This is a genomic window from Pseudomonas sp. MWU13-2862, assembly GCF_023242495.1.
GTDB lineage: Bacteria > Pseudomonadota > Gammaproteobacteria > Pseudomonadales > Pseudomonadaceae > Aquipseudomonas > Aquipseudomonas gingeri_D.
Window position 1 is genome coordinate 80,335 of the sequence record NZ_JALMEZ010000019.1, and the last position, 15,191, is coordinate 95,525.

General features: G+C 62.2%; 18 protein-coding genes and 1 pseudogene. 14 read left to right on the forward strand and 5 right to left on the reverse strand.

The genetic code is table 11. The annotated features are described in order from the left end of the window. Nucleotides 1-71 precede the first annotated feature (71 nt). The 11 genes and pseudogenes from M5C56_RS28040 (at nt 72) to madM (ending at nt 8,054) form a co-directional block, all read left to right on the forward strand. Complete coding sequence (locus M5C56_RS28040) at nt 72-452, forward strand: hypothetical protein (RefSeq protein WP_247263394.1); 381 nt, start codon at nt 72-74, stop codon at nt 450-452. Between the two features lie 40 nt (nt 453-492). Next, a pseudogene (locus M5C56_RS28045) lies at nt 493-606 on the forward strand (transcriptional regulator); the annotation flags it as partial. Nucleotides 607-766: 160 nt separating this feature from the next. After that, nucleotides 767-2,443, forward strand: coding sequence for a malonate decarboxylase subunit alpha (gene mdcA, locus M5C56_RS28050; protein ID WP_103494422.1), 1,677 nt, complete (start codon nt 767-769; stop codon nt 2,441-2,443). Further along, nucleotides 2,444-3,301 carry a triphosphoribosyl-dephospho-CoA synthase gene (locus tag M5C56_RS28055; protein ID WP_103494421.1) on the forward strand — a complete coding sequence of 286 codons (858 nt, stop codon included), beginning with the start codon at nt 2,444-2,446 and terminating at the stop codon, nt 3,299-3,301. It abuts the gene before it with no gap. Continuing rightward, nucleotides 3,301-3,600: a malonate decarboxylase subunit delta gene (locus M5C56_RS28060; protein ID WP_103494420.1), complete on the forward strand. Its 300-nt coding sequence runs from the start codon at nt 3,301-3,303 to the stop codon at nt 3,598-3,600. Before M5C56_RS28055 ends, M5C56_RS28060 begins: the two co-directional genes overlap by 1 nt. Further along, on the forward strand, nt 3,593-4,444 hold the full coding sequence (locus M5C56_RS28065; protein WP_103494419.1) for a biotin-independent malonate decarboxylase subunit beta: 852 nt from the start codon (nt 3,593-3,595) through the stop codon (nt 4,442-4,444). The genes M5C56_RS28060 and M5C56_RS28065 overlap by 8 nt, the downstream gene beginning before the upstream one ends. Next, complete coding sequence (mdcE, locus tag M5C56_RS28070; RefSeq protein WP_103494418.1) at nt 4,441-5,244, forward strand: biotin-independent malonate decarboxylase subunit gamma; 804 nt, start codon at nt 4,441-4,443, stop codon at nt 5,242-5,244. Before M5C56_RS28065 ends, mdcE begins: the two co-directional genes overlap by 4 nt. Before the next feature lie 6 nt (nt 5,245-5,250). Continuing rightward, nucleotides 5,251-5,880, forward strand: coding sequence for a malonate decarboxylase holo-ACP synthase (locus M5C56_RS28075; protein ID WP_103494417.1), 630 nt, complete (start codon nt 5,251-5,253; stop codon nt 5,878-5,880). Then, a complete protein-coding gene (gene mdcH / locus M5C56_RS28080) occupies nt 5,877-6,806 on the forward strand; it encodes a malonate decarboxylase subunit epsilon (RefSeq protein ID WP_103494416.1) in 930 nt (309 codons plus the stop codon). Before M5C56_RS28075 ends, mdcH begins: the two co-directional genes overlap by 4 nt. A gap of 65 nt (nt 6,807-6,871) precedes the next feature. Further along, entirely contained in the window at nt 6,872-7,288 is a 417-nt protein-coding gene (madL, locus tag M5C56_RS28085) for a malonate transporter subunit MadL (RefSeq protein ID WP_103494415.1), read from the forward strand. Between the two features lies 1 nt (nt 7,289). Further along, nucleotides 7,290-8,054, forward strand: coding sequence for a malonate transporter subunit MadM (gene madM / locus M5C56_RS28090; RefSeq protein ID WP_100944641.1), 765 nt, complete (start codon nt 7,290-7,292; stop codon nt 8,052-8,054). A 185-nt stretch (nt 8,055-8,239) separates the two neighbouring features. Here madM and M5C56_RS28095 read toward each other — a convergent pair whose 3' ends face one another. The 3 genes from M5C56_RS28095 to M5C56_RS28105 all read right to left on the reverse strand — a co-directional run bounded on the left by M5C56_RS28095 (nt 8,240) and on the right by M5C56_RS28105 (nt 10,334). Continuing rightward, a complete protein-coding gene (locus tag M5C56_RS28095; RefSeq protein ID WP_103499352.1) occupies nt 8,240-9,154 on the reverse strand; it encodes a LysR substrate-binding domain-containing protein in 915 nt (304 codons plus the stop codon). Nucleotides 9,155-9,218: 64 nt separating this feature from the next. Then, the gene (locus tag M5C56_RS28100; protein ID WP_103499351.1) at nt 9,219-9,761 is read right to left on the reverse strand and encodes a chromate transporter; all 543 of its coding nucleotides are present in this window, start codon (nt 9,759-9,761) and stop codon (nt 9,219-9,221) included. Nucleotides 9,762-9,764: 3 nt separating this feature from the next. Beyond that, nucleotides 9,765-10,334, reverse strand: a complete 570-nt coding sequence (locus M5C56_RS28105; protein ID WP_103499350.1) for a chromate transporter — start codon at nt 10,332-10,334, stop codon at nt 9,765-9,767. Nucleotides 10,335-10,635: 301 nt separating this feature from the next. On the opposite strand from M5C56_RS28105, the gene M5C56_RS28110 reads away from it, so the two are divergent. Further along, nucleotides 10,636-11,253 carry a hemolysin III family protein gene (locus tag M5C56_RS28110; protein ID WP_103499349.1) on the forward strand — a complete coding sequence of 206 codons (618 nt, stop codon included), beginning with the start codon at nt 10,636-10,638 and terminating at the stop codon, nt 11,251-11,253. 128 nt (nt 11,254-11,381) lie between these two features. Here the strand turns inward: M5C56_RS28110 and M5C56_RS28115 are convergent, their stop codons facing one another. Further along, nucleotides 11,382-12,101 carry a 16S rRNA (uracil(1498)-N(3))-methyltransferase gene (locus tag M5C56_RS28115; RefSeq protein ID WP_103499348.1) on the reverse strand — a complete coding sequence of 240 codons (720 nt, stop codon included), beginning with the start codon at nt 12,099-12,101 and terminating at the stop codon, nt 11,382-11,384. 176 nt (nt 12,102-12,277) lie between these two features. After that, a complete protein-coding gene (locus M5C56_RS28120; RefSeq protein ID WP_103498392.1) occupies nt 12,278-13,684 on the reverse strand; it encodes an adenosylmethionine--8-amino-7-oxononanoate transaminase in 1,407 nt (468 codons plus the stop codon). Nucleotides 13,685-13,968: 284 nt separating this feature from the next. Here M5C56_RS28120 and M5C56_RS28125 point away from each other — a divergent pair, with 284 nt between their 5' ends. Both M5C56_RS28125 and M5C56_RS28130 read left to right on the forward strand, forming a co-directional pair. Then, on the forward strand, nt 13,969-14,520 hold the full coding sequence (locus tag M5C56_RS28125) for a cytochrome b (RefSeq protein ID WP_103498391.1): 552 nt from the start codon (nt 13,969-13,971) through the stop codon (nt 14,518-14,520). 31 nt (nt 14,521-14,551) lie between these two features. Beyond that, complete coding sequence (locus M5C56_RS28130; RefSeq protein ID WP_103498390.1) at nt 14,552-15,148, forward strand: YceI family protein; 597 nt, start codon at nt 14,552-14,554, stop codon at nt 15,146-15,148. The last annotated feature ends 43 nt before the right edge of the window (nt 15,149-15,191 follow it).

Sequence of the window (15,191 nt, forward strand, 5' to 3'; positions counted from 1 at the left end):
ACATTTTCGATCTGCCAATCGGGCTTTCGGATCGCCCCAATATCGACAATCGATTATGAGAGGACTTCGAAATGTCTACTGCAAAAAAAACCGGTAATGCTGGATTGGAACCTTTTCATTTTCCTCAAGCGGTGAATCACAAGTTAAGTTTTAAGCAACTCGGCGGGAGAGATGTCGAGGCTCGTGTTCCTGTGTATCAAGAGATGAAGGCAGGTGATGTCATCGATGCGTCGTTCGAAGGAACCAGGGTCAGTGGCGGCCCTCCTGAGTATTTTACTGCACGCCATATAGTGAATGCCGCGGGCGTCGGGCATCCGGTTACCTTTCTGGTGCCCAACAGTTTTATTCACAAGATTGATCACGGTGGAATTATAGATGCGTTTTACACGGTCACAGATAGAGCCGGTAACCCCGCTCAATCACCCACCGTACGTCTTGAAATCGTGGAATAAGGCATAACCGCTGTTGGCTCTTCGCGGGCAATTGAGTGCCGACCTGATGCTGGTCGGCGATGGTCTGCAGTACAGCGAAGTGATGGAGCGGCTGTTGCCCATGGAAGAACAACTGGGCCGCACCATCAATCCAACGCTGCACAGCTTGCAGGATGGACAAAAACCAAAACCTGCAACATAGCGGCGGCTTGAAAGCCGAGCCAGATTAAGTAGAACCATTACCCTGAACGTAACGATCCACCGCTGGGCTTGATTGATGCCAGGCTGATTCACTCCTACTGTCTACTCCACGAAAGCGAACCCGTGGAGTGAGCATGACAACCCCCAATTCCCCCGACTCGCGCTGGACGCGGCGGCGCACCGAGAAGCAGCGCCGTCTTGAACATGTGCGAGCCCTCGCCGATGGCGTGGTGTTGCCGACCGACAAGATCGTCGCTGCCCTCGAAGCCCTGATCATGCCCGGCGACCGGGTGGTGCTGGAGGGCAATAACCAGAAGCAGGCGGATTTCCTCTCCCGTTCCCTGGTCAAGGCCGACCCGGCCAAGCTCCACGATTTGCACATGATCATGCCCAGCGTCGGCCGCGCCGAGCACCTGGACCTGTTCGAGCGCGGTATCGCCCGCAAGCTCGACTTCTCCTTCGCCGGCACCCAGAGCCTGCGCATCAGCCAGTTGCTGGAAGACGGCCTGCTGGAAATCGGCGCGATTCATACCTACATCGAACTCTATGCGCGCCTGGTGGTGGACCTGATCCCCAATGTGGTGCTCAGCGCCGGTTTCATGGCCGACCGCGCCGGCAATATCTACACCGGGGCCAGCACCGAAGACACCCCGGCGTTGATCGAACCGGCGGCGTTCAGCGACGGGATCGTGATCGTCCAGGTCAATCAACTGGTGGATGACGTCAGCGAGCTGCCACGTGTGGATATCCCCGCGTCCTGGGTCGACTTCGTGGTGGTGGCCGACAAGCCCTTCTATATCGAGCCGCTGTTCACCCGCGACCCACGCCATATCAAGCCGGTGCATGTGCTGATGGCGATGATGGCGATTCGCGGGATCTACGAAAAACACAATGTGCAGTCCCTCAATCACGGGATCGGTTTCAACACCGCCGCCATCGAACTGATCCTGCCGACCTACGGTGAATCCCTGGGCCTGAAGGGCAAGATCTGCCGCAACTGGACGCTCAATCCGCACCCAACGTTGATTCCCGCCATTGAAAGCGGCTGGGTCGAAAGCGTGCATTGCTTCGGCACCGAACTGGGGATGGAAAACTATATCGCGGCCCGCCCGGATGTGTTTTTCACCGGGCGCGACGGTTCCATGCGTTCGAACCGGATGTTCTGCCAGTTGGCCGGGCAGTATGCGGTGGACCTGTTTATCGGCGCGACCTTGCAGGTCGACGGCGACGGTCATTCGTCCACCGTGACCCGTGGTCGGCTGGCCGGTTTCGGCGGGGCGCCGAATATGGGACATGACCCGCGCGGTCGTCGCCATGGCACCCCGGCCTGGCTCGATATGCGCCTCGACACCGGTGACGCGCCCGAAGCCTTGCTCGAACGTGGCAAGAAGCTGGTAGTGCAGATGGTCGAGACCTTCCAGGAAGGCGGCAAGCCGACCTTCGTCGAAACCCTCGATGCCGTGGAGGTGGCGAGGAAGAGTGGGATGCCGCTGGCACCGATCATGATCTACGGCGACGACGTGACCCATTTGCTCACCGAAGAGGGCATCGCCTACCTCTACAAGGCCCGTTCCCTGGAAGAACGCCAGGCGATGATTGCCGCCGTGGCCGGTGTCACGGCCATTGGCTTGCGGCATAACCCCAAGGGCACGGCGCGGATGCGTCGCGAAGGTTTGATCGCCTTGCCCGAAGACCTGGGCATTAGGCGCACCGACGCCAGCCGCGAACTGCTGGCGGCCAAGAGCGTGGCCGACCTGGTGGAATGGTCGGGAGGCCTCTACAACCCGCCCGCCAAATTCAGGAGCTGGTAAATGCACGCCTTCAATCTGCAAGTCCAACCCCTGTCACTGGCCGAGCGCCTGGCGGATTTCGCGGTGGAAGCGCTGATCGACGAAGCCGACCTGTCGCCCAAGCCGGCCTTGGTGGATCGCCGTGGCAACGGTGCGCATACCGATCTGCATCTGGGCCTGATGCATGCTTCGGCATTGTCACTGTGGCCGATGTTCAAGGAGATGGCCGAAGCGGCAAGCACCACCCACAGCATTGACCTGTCGTTGCGTGAAGCCCTGGGCCGCATCGGTCGCGAAGGCGAGCAGGCGATGCTCAAGACCACCGGCGGGGTAAATACCCATCGCGGTGCGATCTGGGCTTTGGGACTGTTGGTCGCTGCGGCGGCGCTGGACCCAAGCGCCGTCAGCGCCAACACCCTGACCCTGCGCGCCGCCCGCCTGGCCTTGCTGGAAGACCGTTACGCCCCCAACAGCAGCAGCCATGGCAGCCAGGTCGCCCAACGCTACGGCGCGCGCGGTGCCCGCGAAGAAGCGCAACTGGGCTTCCCGGCGGTAACCCGCCTCGGCCTGCCGCAACTCAAGCGCAGCCGGCTCGCCGGCCATGGCGAACAGAACGCCCGGCTGGATGCTCTGCTCGCCATCATGACCACCCTGGCCGATACCTGCGTGCTCTACCGCGCTGGCGTGCCGGGTTTGCAGGCCATGCAACAGGGCGCCCGCGCAGTGCTGGAAGCCGGCGGTAGCGCCAGCCTGGCCGGTCGGCGCTGCCTGCATGAATTGGATCAACAGCTGTTGGCGATGAACGCTTCACCGGGAGGCGCGGCGGATCTGCTCGCGGCCTGCCTGCTGATCGACCGCCTCGAACAGGAAGCCTTGTGATGGAAAAGTTGTCCTTTGAATTCCCCGCCGGGCAACCGCTCAAAGGCCGGGCGCTGGTGGGTTGTGTCGGCTCGGGTGACCTGGAGGTACTGCTGGAACCCGGCCATCCCGGCACCTTGTCGATCCAGGTGACCACCTCGGTGAACGGCAGTGCTTCGCGCTGGCAGCACCTGTTCGAGCGCCTGTTCGACGGCCAGTTGCCGCCGGCATTGTCCATCGACATCCATGATTTCGGTGCCACCCCTGGCGTGGTCCGCTTGCGCCTGGAGCAAGGTTTCGAGGAGATCGGCCATGACTGACAGCGAGCGTTTGTTGCACAAGCACAGCTTCGTCGAACTCGGCGCCCGCCAGCGCGCCCGGGCCTTGCTCGACAGTGGCAGTTTTCGCGAACTGCTCGACCCCTTTGCCCGGGTCATGTCGCCCTGGCTCGAACGCCAGGGCGTAGTGCCCCAGGCCGACGACGGCGTGGTGATCGCCAAGGGCAGCATCGACGGCTTGCCGCTGGTGATCGCCGCCATCGAAGGCGCGTTCCAGGGCGGCAGCCTCGGTGAAGTGGGCGGTGCGAAAATCGCCGGCGCCCTGGAGCTGGCCGCGGAAGACAACCGCAATGGTATTCCGACCCGCGCCGTGTTGCTGCTGGAAACCGGTGGCGTGCGGTTGCAGGAAGCCAACCTGGGGCTGGCGGCCATCGCCGATATTCACGCGGCGATCGTCGACCTGCGCCGCTATCAGCCGGTGATCGGCGTGGTGGCGGGCAGTGTCGGGTGTTTTGGCGGCATGTCCATCGCGGCGGCGTTGTGCAGTTATCTGGTGGTGACCCAGGAGGCTCGTCTGGGCCTCAACGGCCCGCAGGTGATCGAGCAGGAGGCGGGGCTGGACGAGTACGACTCCCGCGACCGGCCGTTTATCTGGAGCCTGACCGGTGGCGAGCAGCGTTTCGCCAGCGGCCTGGTGGATCGTTATGTGGCCGACGATGTGGCGTTGATCCGGCAACAGATTGCCGAATTGCTGGAAGCCGGTTTGCCCGGTGTACAACGCAGTCGGCAGGCGGAGTGGTACCTGCAACGCTTGGCCGAACTGGATGCCGAACCGCAAATCGATCCGGCCACGGTACGCCGTCTTTTCCAAGGAGATCGTCCATGAGCGCTTATTCCCTGCGGGGTTTGCACTGGTTCCAGGCGCTGGCGGCGGAGGCTGTCGAAGTGTCCGGGCTGCCGCCTTCATTGAAAGTCGCCGATGGCCAACTCGGTGATCAGCCAGTGCGCTTTCTGGCGGTGGTGGCCGATCAGGCCAACCGGTTTGTTCGTGCCCGCAATGGCGAAGTCGGATTGCTGGAAGGTTGGGGCCTGGCCAAGGCCGTGGACGAGGTGATCGAGGCCGACAGCGGTCGTGCCGGGAAGCGCGCCTTGATCGCCATTGTCGATGTGCCGAGCCAGGCTTACGGCCGTCGTGAAGAGGCACTGGGGATTCACCAGGCCCTGGCCGGTGCGGCGGACAGTTATGCCCGCGCTCGTCTGGCGGGGCATGCGGTGATCGCGCTGCTGGTGGGCAAGGCGATGTCCGGGGCGTTTCTCGCCCACGGTTATCAGGCCAACCGGTTGATCGCCCTGCGCGATCCGGGGGTGATGGTCCATGCCATGGGCAAGGCCTCGGCGGCGCGGGTGACCTTGCGCAGCGTCGAAGAACTGGAGGCCCTGGCCGCCAGCGTGCCGCCAATGGCCTATGACATTGACAGCTATGCGAGTCTCGGTTTGCTGTGGAAAACCCTGGGCGTGGAGCAGATCGAACAACCTACGGCGGCTGACCTGGCGCAGGTGGAGGACTGTCTGGTCGAGGCCATCCACGATGTGGCGCAGAAGGGCGCGGACTTGAGTGGGCGCCTGGGCGCGAGCAATCGGGCGGCGTCGAGTCGGGTTCGGCAACTGTTGCGCGAGCAGTGGTGAGCCGCGATGCGCGCTGACCAGGACTTCCTGCCCCACGACCTGCTCTGGGGATTGACCCCGGCGCAGTTGCCGGAGGAGGCGCCGGATTGGGTGGCTGAGGCGCTGAGCCTGGGCCAACCGGTGGTGGTGCGCCGGGCGCTGACGGCGCCTGATCAGGTGGCGGTGGGCGTGCGCGGGGTTTTGCGTGAGCAGCGTTTCGCCACGCTGATGCCACGGGCACTGGTCGAGCGCTGCGTGCGGCCCGAAGCCCTTATCGATATTGAAGTCTGTGCACAGGATTGGCCGGCCTTGCAGGCGCTGCATTACCTGCGGCCGTTGTTGGATGCGTCGGGTCTGGTGTGGGGCGTCAGCGGCAGTGCCGGTTTCGAGTTGGCCACCGGTTTACCGACCCTGCATCAACAGAGTGATCTGGATCTGATTCTGCGCGTGCCGCAAACGCTTTCCCGTCGTCAGGCCAATGGCTTGTTGCAGCGACTCGACAACCCGTTCTGTCGTGTCGACCTGCAACTGCAAACCCCGCTGGGCGCGGTGGCCTTGGTGGAGTGGGCGGGCACGGCGCGCCGGGTCCTGCTCAAGCGGGCCGATGGCGTGCAGTTGGTGCTCGATCCCTGGGATACCCGGGAGCGCGTGGCATGAGCAGTCTGCTGGTGTTTCCCGGCCAGGGCGCGCAACAGCCCGGCATGCTGCAGCGCCTGCCCGATGCCGCGATCGTTCGTGGTTGCCTGCGCGAAGCGAGCGATGTGCTGGGCGAGGACGTGGGCTTGCTGGATACACCGCAAGCCCTGGCCTCGACCCGGGCGGTTCAGCTTTGCCTGCTGATCGCCGGCGTGGCCTGCGCCCGGCTGTTGCTGGAAGACACGGCGCCGCCGGCTTATGTCGCCGGCTTGTCCATCGGCGCCTATCCGGCGGCGGTATTGGCCGAGAGCCTGACGTTCAGCGATGCCCTGCGCCTGGTCAGCCTGCGTGGTGAGTTGATGCAACAGGCTTATCCACAGGGCTACGGCATGACCGCCCTGATCGGGTTGGATCTGGCGGCTGTGGATAAGTTATTGGCCCAGGTGCATAGCGAACGGACACCGGTCTATCTGGCGAATATCAACGCCGATAACCAATGCGTGATCGCCGGGAGCGACGAGGGCATGAGCGCGCTGGTTGCCCTGATGAACAAGGAGGGTGTAGCCAAACGCCTTGCGGTCAGCGTGCCGTCCCATTGCCCGCTATTGGATGAGCCAGCCCAGGTATTGGCCGCCGCCTTTGCCAGGGTGTCGATGCAGGCACCGCGCCTGGGCTACCTCAGTGGCAGCAGCGCGCGGCTGCTGCGTAGTGCTGAACAGATCCGCGATGACCTGGCCTTCAATATGCGCCGGGTCGTCGATTGGCGCGGCACCGTGCAAAGCGCCTATGAGCGCGGTGCCCGCCTGCAGATTGAACTGCCCCCGGGCTCGGTCCTGACCGGCCTGGCGCGCCGGGTGTTCGAGCAAGGCTCCGTCATTGCGTTCGACGGCGCCCGCCTGGACACCCTCAAGGCGCTGTTGGATGAGGAGGGACGCCGTCACCGATAAACACCGGCTGCTGCTTCGAAGGACAAAAACAACAACTTCGACAATGCAATGTGAGGACAACAAGAATGATTATCTACGGTGTGGCGCTGCTGGCGATCTGTACGCTGGCAGGGGTGATTCTGGGGGACATGCTCGGCGTGTTGCTGGGCGTGAAATCCAATGTCGGTGGGGTCGGGATCGCGATGATCCTGCTGATCTGCGCCCGTTTGTGGATGCACAAACGGGGCGGCCTGACCAAGGATTGCGAGATGGGCGTCGGTTTCTGGGGCGCCATGTACATCCCGGTGGTGGTCGCCATGGCCGCCAACCAGAACGTGGTCGCGGCGCTGCACGGCGGGCCGCTGGCGCTGCTGGCGGCGATTGGCTCGGTGGTGGTCTGCGGTTGCACCATTGCCCTGATCAGCCGGATCCATAAAGGCGATCCGCTGCCGGATGAGCCGCTGGCGGTTGCGCCGACCGCCACCGTCGCGGGAGGTCGCTGATATGTGGGATCTCATTGGCAAGGACCTGGGACAGAACTCCCTGATCACGGCATTCGCCGGTGTTGGCCTGGTGATGTGGGTGTCGGTGGTGCTGTCCAAGCGCCTGACCTATGGCCGGATCCACGGTTCGGCGATTGCCATCGCGATCGGCCTGGTGCTGGCGTGGATCGGCGGTACGTTGACCGGCGGGCAGAAGGGGCTGGCGGATGTGGCGCTGTTTTCCGGTGTCGGTTTGATGGGCGGGGCGATGCTGCGGGACTTCGCCATCGTCGCCACGGCCTTCGAGGTCCAGGCGACCGAGGCGAAGAAGGCGGGGTTGGTTGGAGCGCTGGCGTTGCTGCTGGGTACGTTGTTGCCGTTTATTGTCGGCTCGTGCATGGCCTGGGCCTTCGGTTATCGCGATGCGGTGAGCATCACCACCATTGGGGCCGGGGCGGTGACCTATATCGTCGGGCCGGTGACCGGGGCGGCGATTGGCGCTAGTTCCGAGGTGGTGGCGCTGTCGATTGCGACGGGCTTGATCAAGGCGATCCTGGTGATGGTCGGTACACCGGTGGCGGCGCGTTGGATGGGGTTGGACAACCCGCGTTCGGCGATGGTGTTCGGGGGGTTGGCGGGCACGGTCAGTGGGGTGACCGCGGGGCTGGCGGCGACGGATCGGCGGTTGGTGCCTTATGGCGCGCTGACGGCGACTTTCCATACCGGGTTGGGTTGTCTGCTTGGGCCTTCGGTGCTGTTCTTCATTGTGCGCGGTCTGGTGGGCTGATCCTGATTATTTTGTGCCTGTTCTACCGTTTTCGCGGCGGTGCGGCGACCCGACAAGCCCTGCTCCTACAGTACGGTGGCGTACACAAGTTCTGTGAACGACGGAAAACTGTAGGAGCAGGGCTTGCCCGCGAAGAGGCCCTTGAGGCCACCGGAAATGCATGATCGAACCTGGTCCTTGGCTGCTCAAGTCAATCGGTTGGCGTACATCCGGCACTCCGCCAGAAGCGCCAGCAGGTTGGGATCACGCTCCTTGGCCTTCAGAAACACCACGCCAATATGCTGTTGCAGGCGGTAGCGCGCCTGCAATGGAATCAGCTTCACGCGGTTCTCATACACCGCCGCAATCCGCCCCGGCAGCAAGGCATAACCGACGCCGGAGCTGACCATGCTCAACAGCGTGAAGATGTCATTGACCTGCATCGCCACCTTTGGCTCGAACCCGGCCTGCTCGAACACCCGGTTGCCGTCCCGGTGGGTGGCGAAGCCTTGGGTCAGGGTAATGAAGGTCATGTCTTTCAGGTCCGCCAGGTCAACTTCGTCCTGTTGGGACAACGGCGAGTCGGCGGGCGTCGCCAGGAAAATATCATCGGAAAACAGCGGCAGGTGCTCGCAGTCGGAGTCGTTGGTGGTCTCATCCAGCGACACCAGGATCGCGTCCACTTCCATGTTCTTGAGCTTGTACAGCAGGTCGAAGTTCGAGCCCAGGATCAGGTCGATATTGAGTTCGCTGCGGCGGATCTTCAGGCCCATGATCAGTTGCGGCACGGTTTTCACCGTCAGCGAATAGAGCGACCCGAGCTTGAAACGTTCGGCGGAGAACCCGGCGGCTTCGCGGGTCATGCGCACGCTTTCGACCACGTCCTGGATCAGCTTCTGCGCGCGCTCTTCCAGCACATAGGCACTTTCCAGCGGTGTGAGGTTGCGGCCTTCGTGCTTGAACAACGGACAGCGCAGGGCGTTTTCCAGGGAGTGGATGGCCCGGTGCACGCTGACATTGCTGGTCTGCAACTCGGCCGCCGCCCGCGCCAGGTTGCCGGTACGCATAAAGGCCAGGAACACCTCCAGCTTTTTCAAGGTCAGCTCTTCGTCGATCAGCATGGCGCGGGCTCTTTTTCGAATGCCCCGATTGTGCCCAAGTCCTGGGGTTTTGGCTGGGGCTTTTTCAGAACCAATGTGTTCCCAGGGCACTGCTCAGCAAACCGAGGGCGACGCCGACGATGATCAACCAGATGGCATTGACCCGGCTGAAATAGACCACGGCGGTGCTGACCAGCGTCAGCAGCAGACTCAAGGTGCTGGTTTCCATGCTGCGAATCAGGATGTAGCTGGCCGCGAGGATCAGGCCCACCGAGATCGGCAGCAAGGCGCGCTTGATCCGTTGCACCCATGGGGTCTCGGTGTGTTTTTCCAGCCAGCCGGCGCCGAACCAGGTCAGCATCGAGCAGGGCAGCAGCTTGGCCGTCAGCGCCACCAGCGCCCCGGGCAGGCCCGCCGTCTGCTGGCCGATAAACACCAGGAACATGCCGTTAGGCCCCGGCAGCGCCTGGGACAAAGCGAAGAAGGCGACGAACTGGGCGTCGCTGATCCAGTTCATCCGGGTCACCGTGTAGCGGTGGATATCGCCCAGGGCCACGGTGTTGCCGCCAATGGCCATCAAGGACCAGAGCGCGCATTGGATCATCAGGTGGAACAGCACGGTCTGCATGGCTCAGGCTCGTTTGTCGAGAAAACGCAGGGTAATCGACAGCGGAATGCAGATCAGCAAGACACTCCATAACGGCAGCACCAGCACCCCCATCAGAATAAAGGTCACGCCGAAGGCGCAGTAGTTGGCGAGATTGCGCGGCATGGCCTTGAGCAGGCGCAAGGTGGTGCCGAGCATCAGCCCGGTGGCAATCGGCATGATGGCGCCGAACACTTGCTGCACCGCGTCATTGCTCCACCAGCGGGCATAGGCGAAACCCGCCAGCACGGTGATGATCGACGGAAACAGGTACAACCCGAACAACGCCGCGCAAGCCCCGGCCAGGCCATGTTGGCGGCGGCCGTAGATGATGCTGACATTGCCGATATTCGGGCCGGGGAAGAACTGGCCGGTGGTCAGCAGTTCGTTGAAGGCCGGCTCGTCGACCCAGCGTCGGCGGTCGACCATCATCTGCCGGGCCCAGGGCATGACCCCGCCAAAACCGAACAGGCCGACCATGGCGAAATTGTAGAAGAGTTGCCAGAGGCTGGGTGAAGGAGCAGGGGAGGTGAGTGCGGGCGCGGACATCAGCATGGGCTCCGTTGAACGCCTGGGTTCAGGTCATGACGCCGTTGAGCGAGCAACGGGCCATCAGTAAAACCGGTTCGGGCGTGGCACGCCAGGGGGGGACGTCCCGGCTTTCTATTTTCTATAAGGCGTGGTCTTTTTTTCTTAATCTATGGCGCGATATATAGAAGGTAGAGGCTTTGTTTTTTGTGGGAAGGCGCCTGGAGAGAGGTTCTTCCTGGCGGTGTGATGCCAAGACCCTTGTGCTTTTGTCCGTCAGGCCTGAGCCTTGGGCGCAGTTGTTTCGACCAAGCGAGGTAAGTGGCAGATGTATCACGGGGAACGACTCAATGCCTGGACCCATCTGGTAGGGGCCGTATTGGCGTGTATCGGGGCGGTCTGGTTGCTGGTGGTGGCGAGCCTGGACGGCAGCCCCTGGAAGATTGTCAGCGTGGCGATCTATGGCGTGACCCTGTTGTTGCTGTACAGCGCGTCGACGGTTTATCACAGCGTGCGCGGGCGGGCCAAGGTGATCATGCAGAAGGTCGATCACCTGTCGATCTACCTGTTGATTGCCGGCAGCTACACGCCGTTCTGCCTGGTGACATTACGCGGGCCCTGGGGTTGGACGCTGTTCGGAATCGTCTGGGGCCTGGCGGTGATCGGCATGTTGCAGGAGATCAAGCCGCGTTCCGAGGCGCGGATCCTGTCCATCGTGATCTACGCGGTGATGGGCTGGATCGTGCTGGTGGCGGTCAAGCCGCTGCTCGCCGCACTGGGGACGGCGGGGTTTGTCTGGCTGGCAGCCGGCGGGGCGCTATATACCCTGGGGATTATCTTCTTTGCTCTGGATTATCGGTTGCGGCATGCCCATGGGATCTGGCACCTGTTCGTGATTGCCGGCAGCGTGCTGCATTTTGTGGCGATTTCCTGGTACGTGATCTGACTTGAGGTCGAGCGCAGACCTCTGTAGGAGCCGCCTTGCCGGCGATGAGGCCAGTGAGCCTTGCATCGCCTGATCGGCCGCCATCGCCGGCAAGGCGGCTCCTACAGGGTTTGCGGTGTGTCAGAAAGTCAGAAATCGCCCCACAGCTGTTGGGCCACCGCCAAAGCCACCACCGGCGCGGTTTCGGTACGCAGTACCCGTGGGCCAAGACGCGCCGGCAGATAACCGGCTTGCGCGGCCTGGGCCACTTCGCCGTCCGACAACCCGCCTTCCGGGCCGATCAGGAATGCCAGCGTCCCCGGCTTGGGGTGACTGGTCAGCGGCTCGGCCACCGGGTGCAGCACCAGCTTGAGTTCGGCTTCGGTCTGTTTCACCCACTCGGCCAGCAACAGCGGCGGATGAATCACTGGCAGGCTGGAGCGGCCGCACTGTTCACAGGCGCTGATCGCGATCTGCCGCCAGTGGGCCAGGCGTTTGTCGGCGCGTTCGTCCTTGAGGCGGACTTCGCAACGTTCACTGACGATCGGGGTGATTTCGCTGACGCCCAGTTCGGTGGCTTTCTGGATCGCCCAGTCCATCCGCTCGCCCCGGGACAGGCCCTGGCCGAGGTGGATGCGCAGGGGGGATTCGGTCTGCCCGGCGAAGCTTTCGGCCAGTTGGATGCGCACGCGCTTCTTGCCGACCTCCAGCAAGGTGCCGAGGAATTCCGTGCCCGAACCGTCGAACACTTGCAGGGCGTCACCTTCGGCCATGCGCAGCACGCGGCCGATGTAGTGGGCCTGGGCCTCGGGCAGTTCGTGTTCGCCCAGGCTCAGGGGGGCGTCGATAAAGAAGCGGGACAGTCGCATGGTGAATCTCTGGATATCGGGATGATGTGTTGCTGGGGAGGGCCTCTTCGCGGCGGTGCGGCGATCCGACAAGCCCTGCTCCTACAGGTTTGTGTCGTACACAGATTTTGTGTTCGACGGTGAACTGTAGGAGCAGGGCTTGCCCGCGAAGGCGGCCTTACAGGCGCCGCAATATCCTAGCCCGGATCACGAAAATCCGGATGGAAATTGCCCGGCACCGCCACGCTGACACCCGTGCGGGTAGCGATATCGATCCCCTCGCTGGCCACTTCAGCCAGGAAGTCGATCTGCTCCGGGGTAATGACATACGGCGGCAGGAAATACACCACGCTGCCCAGCGGCCGTAGCAAGGCGCCGCGCTCCAGGGCGTGCTGGAAGACCTTCAAACCACGGCGCTCCTGCCACGGATAGGCGGTTTTGCTCGCCTTGTCCTGGACCATCTCGATCGCCAGGGTCATACCCGTCTGGCGAACCTCGGCGACATGCGGATGGCCCACCAGATGCGCGGTGGAACTGGCCATCCGCTGGGCCAAAGCCTTGTTGTTCTCGATAACGTTGTCCTGTTCGAAGATATCCAGGGTTGCCAACGCCGCCGCACAGGCCAGTGGGTTGCCGGTGTAGCTGTGGGAATGCAGGAACGCCCGCAGGGTCGGATAGTCGTCGTAGAAGGCGCTGTAGACGTCTTCGGTGGTCAGGCATGCCGCCAGCGGCAGGTAACCGCCGGTCAGGGCCTTGGACAGGCAGAGGAAGTCCGGGCGGATACCGGCTTGCTCGCAGGCGAACATGCTCCCGGTCCGGCCGAAGCCCACGGCGATTTCATCGTGGATCAGGTGCACGCCATACCGGTCGCAGGCCTCGCGCAGCAGCTTGAGGTAGACCGGATGGTACATGCGCATGCCGCCGGCACCCTGGATCAGCGGCTCGACGATCACCGCGGCGACGCTGGCGTGGTTTTCCGCCAGGGTCTGTTCCATGACCAGGAACATATTGCGCGAATGCTCTTCCCAGCTCATGCCTTCCGGACGCAGGTAGCAATCCGGGCTCGGCACCTTGATGGTGTCCAGCAGCAGGGCCTTGTAGGTTTCGGTGAACAGCGGCACATCGCCCACCGACATCGCCGCCACGGTCTCGCCGTGATAGCTGTTGGTCAGGGTGACGTAACGCTTCTTGTCCGGCAGGCCGCGGTTGAGCCAGTAATGAAAGCTCATCTTCAGCGCGACTTCGATACAGGACGAGCCGTTGTCGGCATAAAAGCAGCGAGTCAGGCCCTCGGGCGTCATCTTCACCAGGCGTTCGGACAGTTCGATAACCGGCTGATGGCTGAAACCGGCGAGGATCACGTGCTCGAGCTGGTCGACCTGATCCTTGATCCGCTGGCCGATGCGCGGGTTGCAGTGACCGAACACGTTGACCCACCAGGAACTGACCGCGTCGAGGTAGCGCTTGCCGTCGAAATCCTCCAGCCAGACGCCTTCGCCGCGCTTGATGGGGATCATCGGCAGTTGCTCGTGATCTTTCATCTGGGTGCAGGGATGCCATACCACCGCGAGGTCGCGTTGCATCCACTGGTTATTCAGGCTCATTTCCACTCTCCGGGCGCTTGTCCGCGACGCAGGCGGACACACAATCGCGCAAGCCTATGCAATGCGCGGCCGCAGGACAACCCATGGCGTCGTTGCCGAAACATGGAGAGCCCGAATAAACCCGTGGGCCCAGGTGTTCACTTCACGGATCGACCTTAATATTTTCTTAACGCGCTCGTCTCAGACTGATAATCGTATTTTTCGATATTTCAAAGCGAAATTTTCCGCTTTAATTCGATAGGTAAACCATTAGTCTTGGGCGCATCACTTACAGGATTCCGGCAATGCAGCTACGCAATTCATCCTCTCGCTACGGTGCTGTCAGTATCTTCCTGCATTGGGGCGTTGCCCTGGTGGTGTTTGGTCTTTTTGCGCTGGGCTTGTGGATGGTCGGGCTCGACTACTACAGCGAATGGCGCAAGGCGGCGCCGGACCTGCATAAAAGCATCGGCCTGACCCTGTTCGCGGTCATGGTGCTGCGGCTGATCTGGCGTTTTATCAGCCCGCCGCCGCCGTCACCGGCCAGCCATGGTCGACTGACCCGCCTGGGTGCCAAGTTCGGTCATGCGTTCCTCTATCTCGGCCTGTTTGCCTTGATGTTTTCCGGGTACCTGATTTCCACCGCCGAAGGTGTCGGGATTCCGGTGTTCAACCTGTTCGATGTGCCTGCCTTGATTTCCAGCATCCCCAATCAGGCGGATGTGGCCGGCAGTGTGCATTTGTTCCTGGCCTGGACCGTGGTGATCTTTGCGGTTCTCCATGGTCTGGCTGCTCTGAAACACCACTTTATCGACCGTGATGCGACGCTGACCCGCATGCTGGGTCGCAAAGCCTGATGTTCAACCTCGACTCAAAAGGAATAGAAGTATGTTGAAAAAGACTCTCGCCGCTCTGGCAATCGGTTCTGCACTGTTTGTTGCCGGTCAGGCGATGGCTGCGGATTACGTGATCGACAAGCAAGGCCAGCACGCCTTCGTCAATTTCAAGATCAGCCACCTGGGCTACAGCTACATCACCGGTACCTTCAAGGACCTGGACGGCAAATTCAGCTTTGATGCGGCCAAGCCTGAAGACAGCAAGATCGAAGTCAACGTGCGTACCGCCAGCGTGTTCACCAACAATGCCGAGCGTGACAAGCACATCTCCAGCAAGGACTTCCTGGACGTTGCCAATATTGCCGATGCCAAGTTCGTCTCCACTGCGGTCAAATCCACTGGCAAGAATGCCGATGGCAAAGACACGGCTGACGTGACGGGCGACCTGACCTTGCACGGCGTGACCAAGTCGATCGTGGTCAAGGCTACCTTCCTGGGTGAAGGCAAGGATCCATGGGGCGGCTACCGCGCTGGTTTCGAAGGTGTAGCGCACATCAAGCGTTCGGACTTCGGCAAGATGATGGATTTGGGTCCAGCGTCTGATGCGGTAGAGCTGTACATCACGTTTGAAGGTGTGAAAGCGAAGTAATGCTGAGACTGTAGGAGCAGGGCTTGCCCGCGAAGCTTTTGGC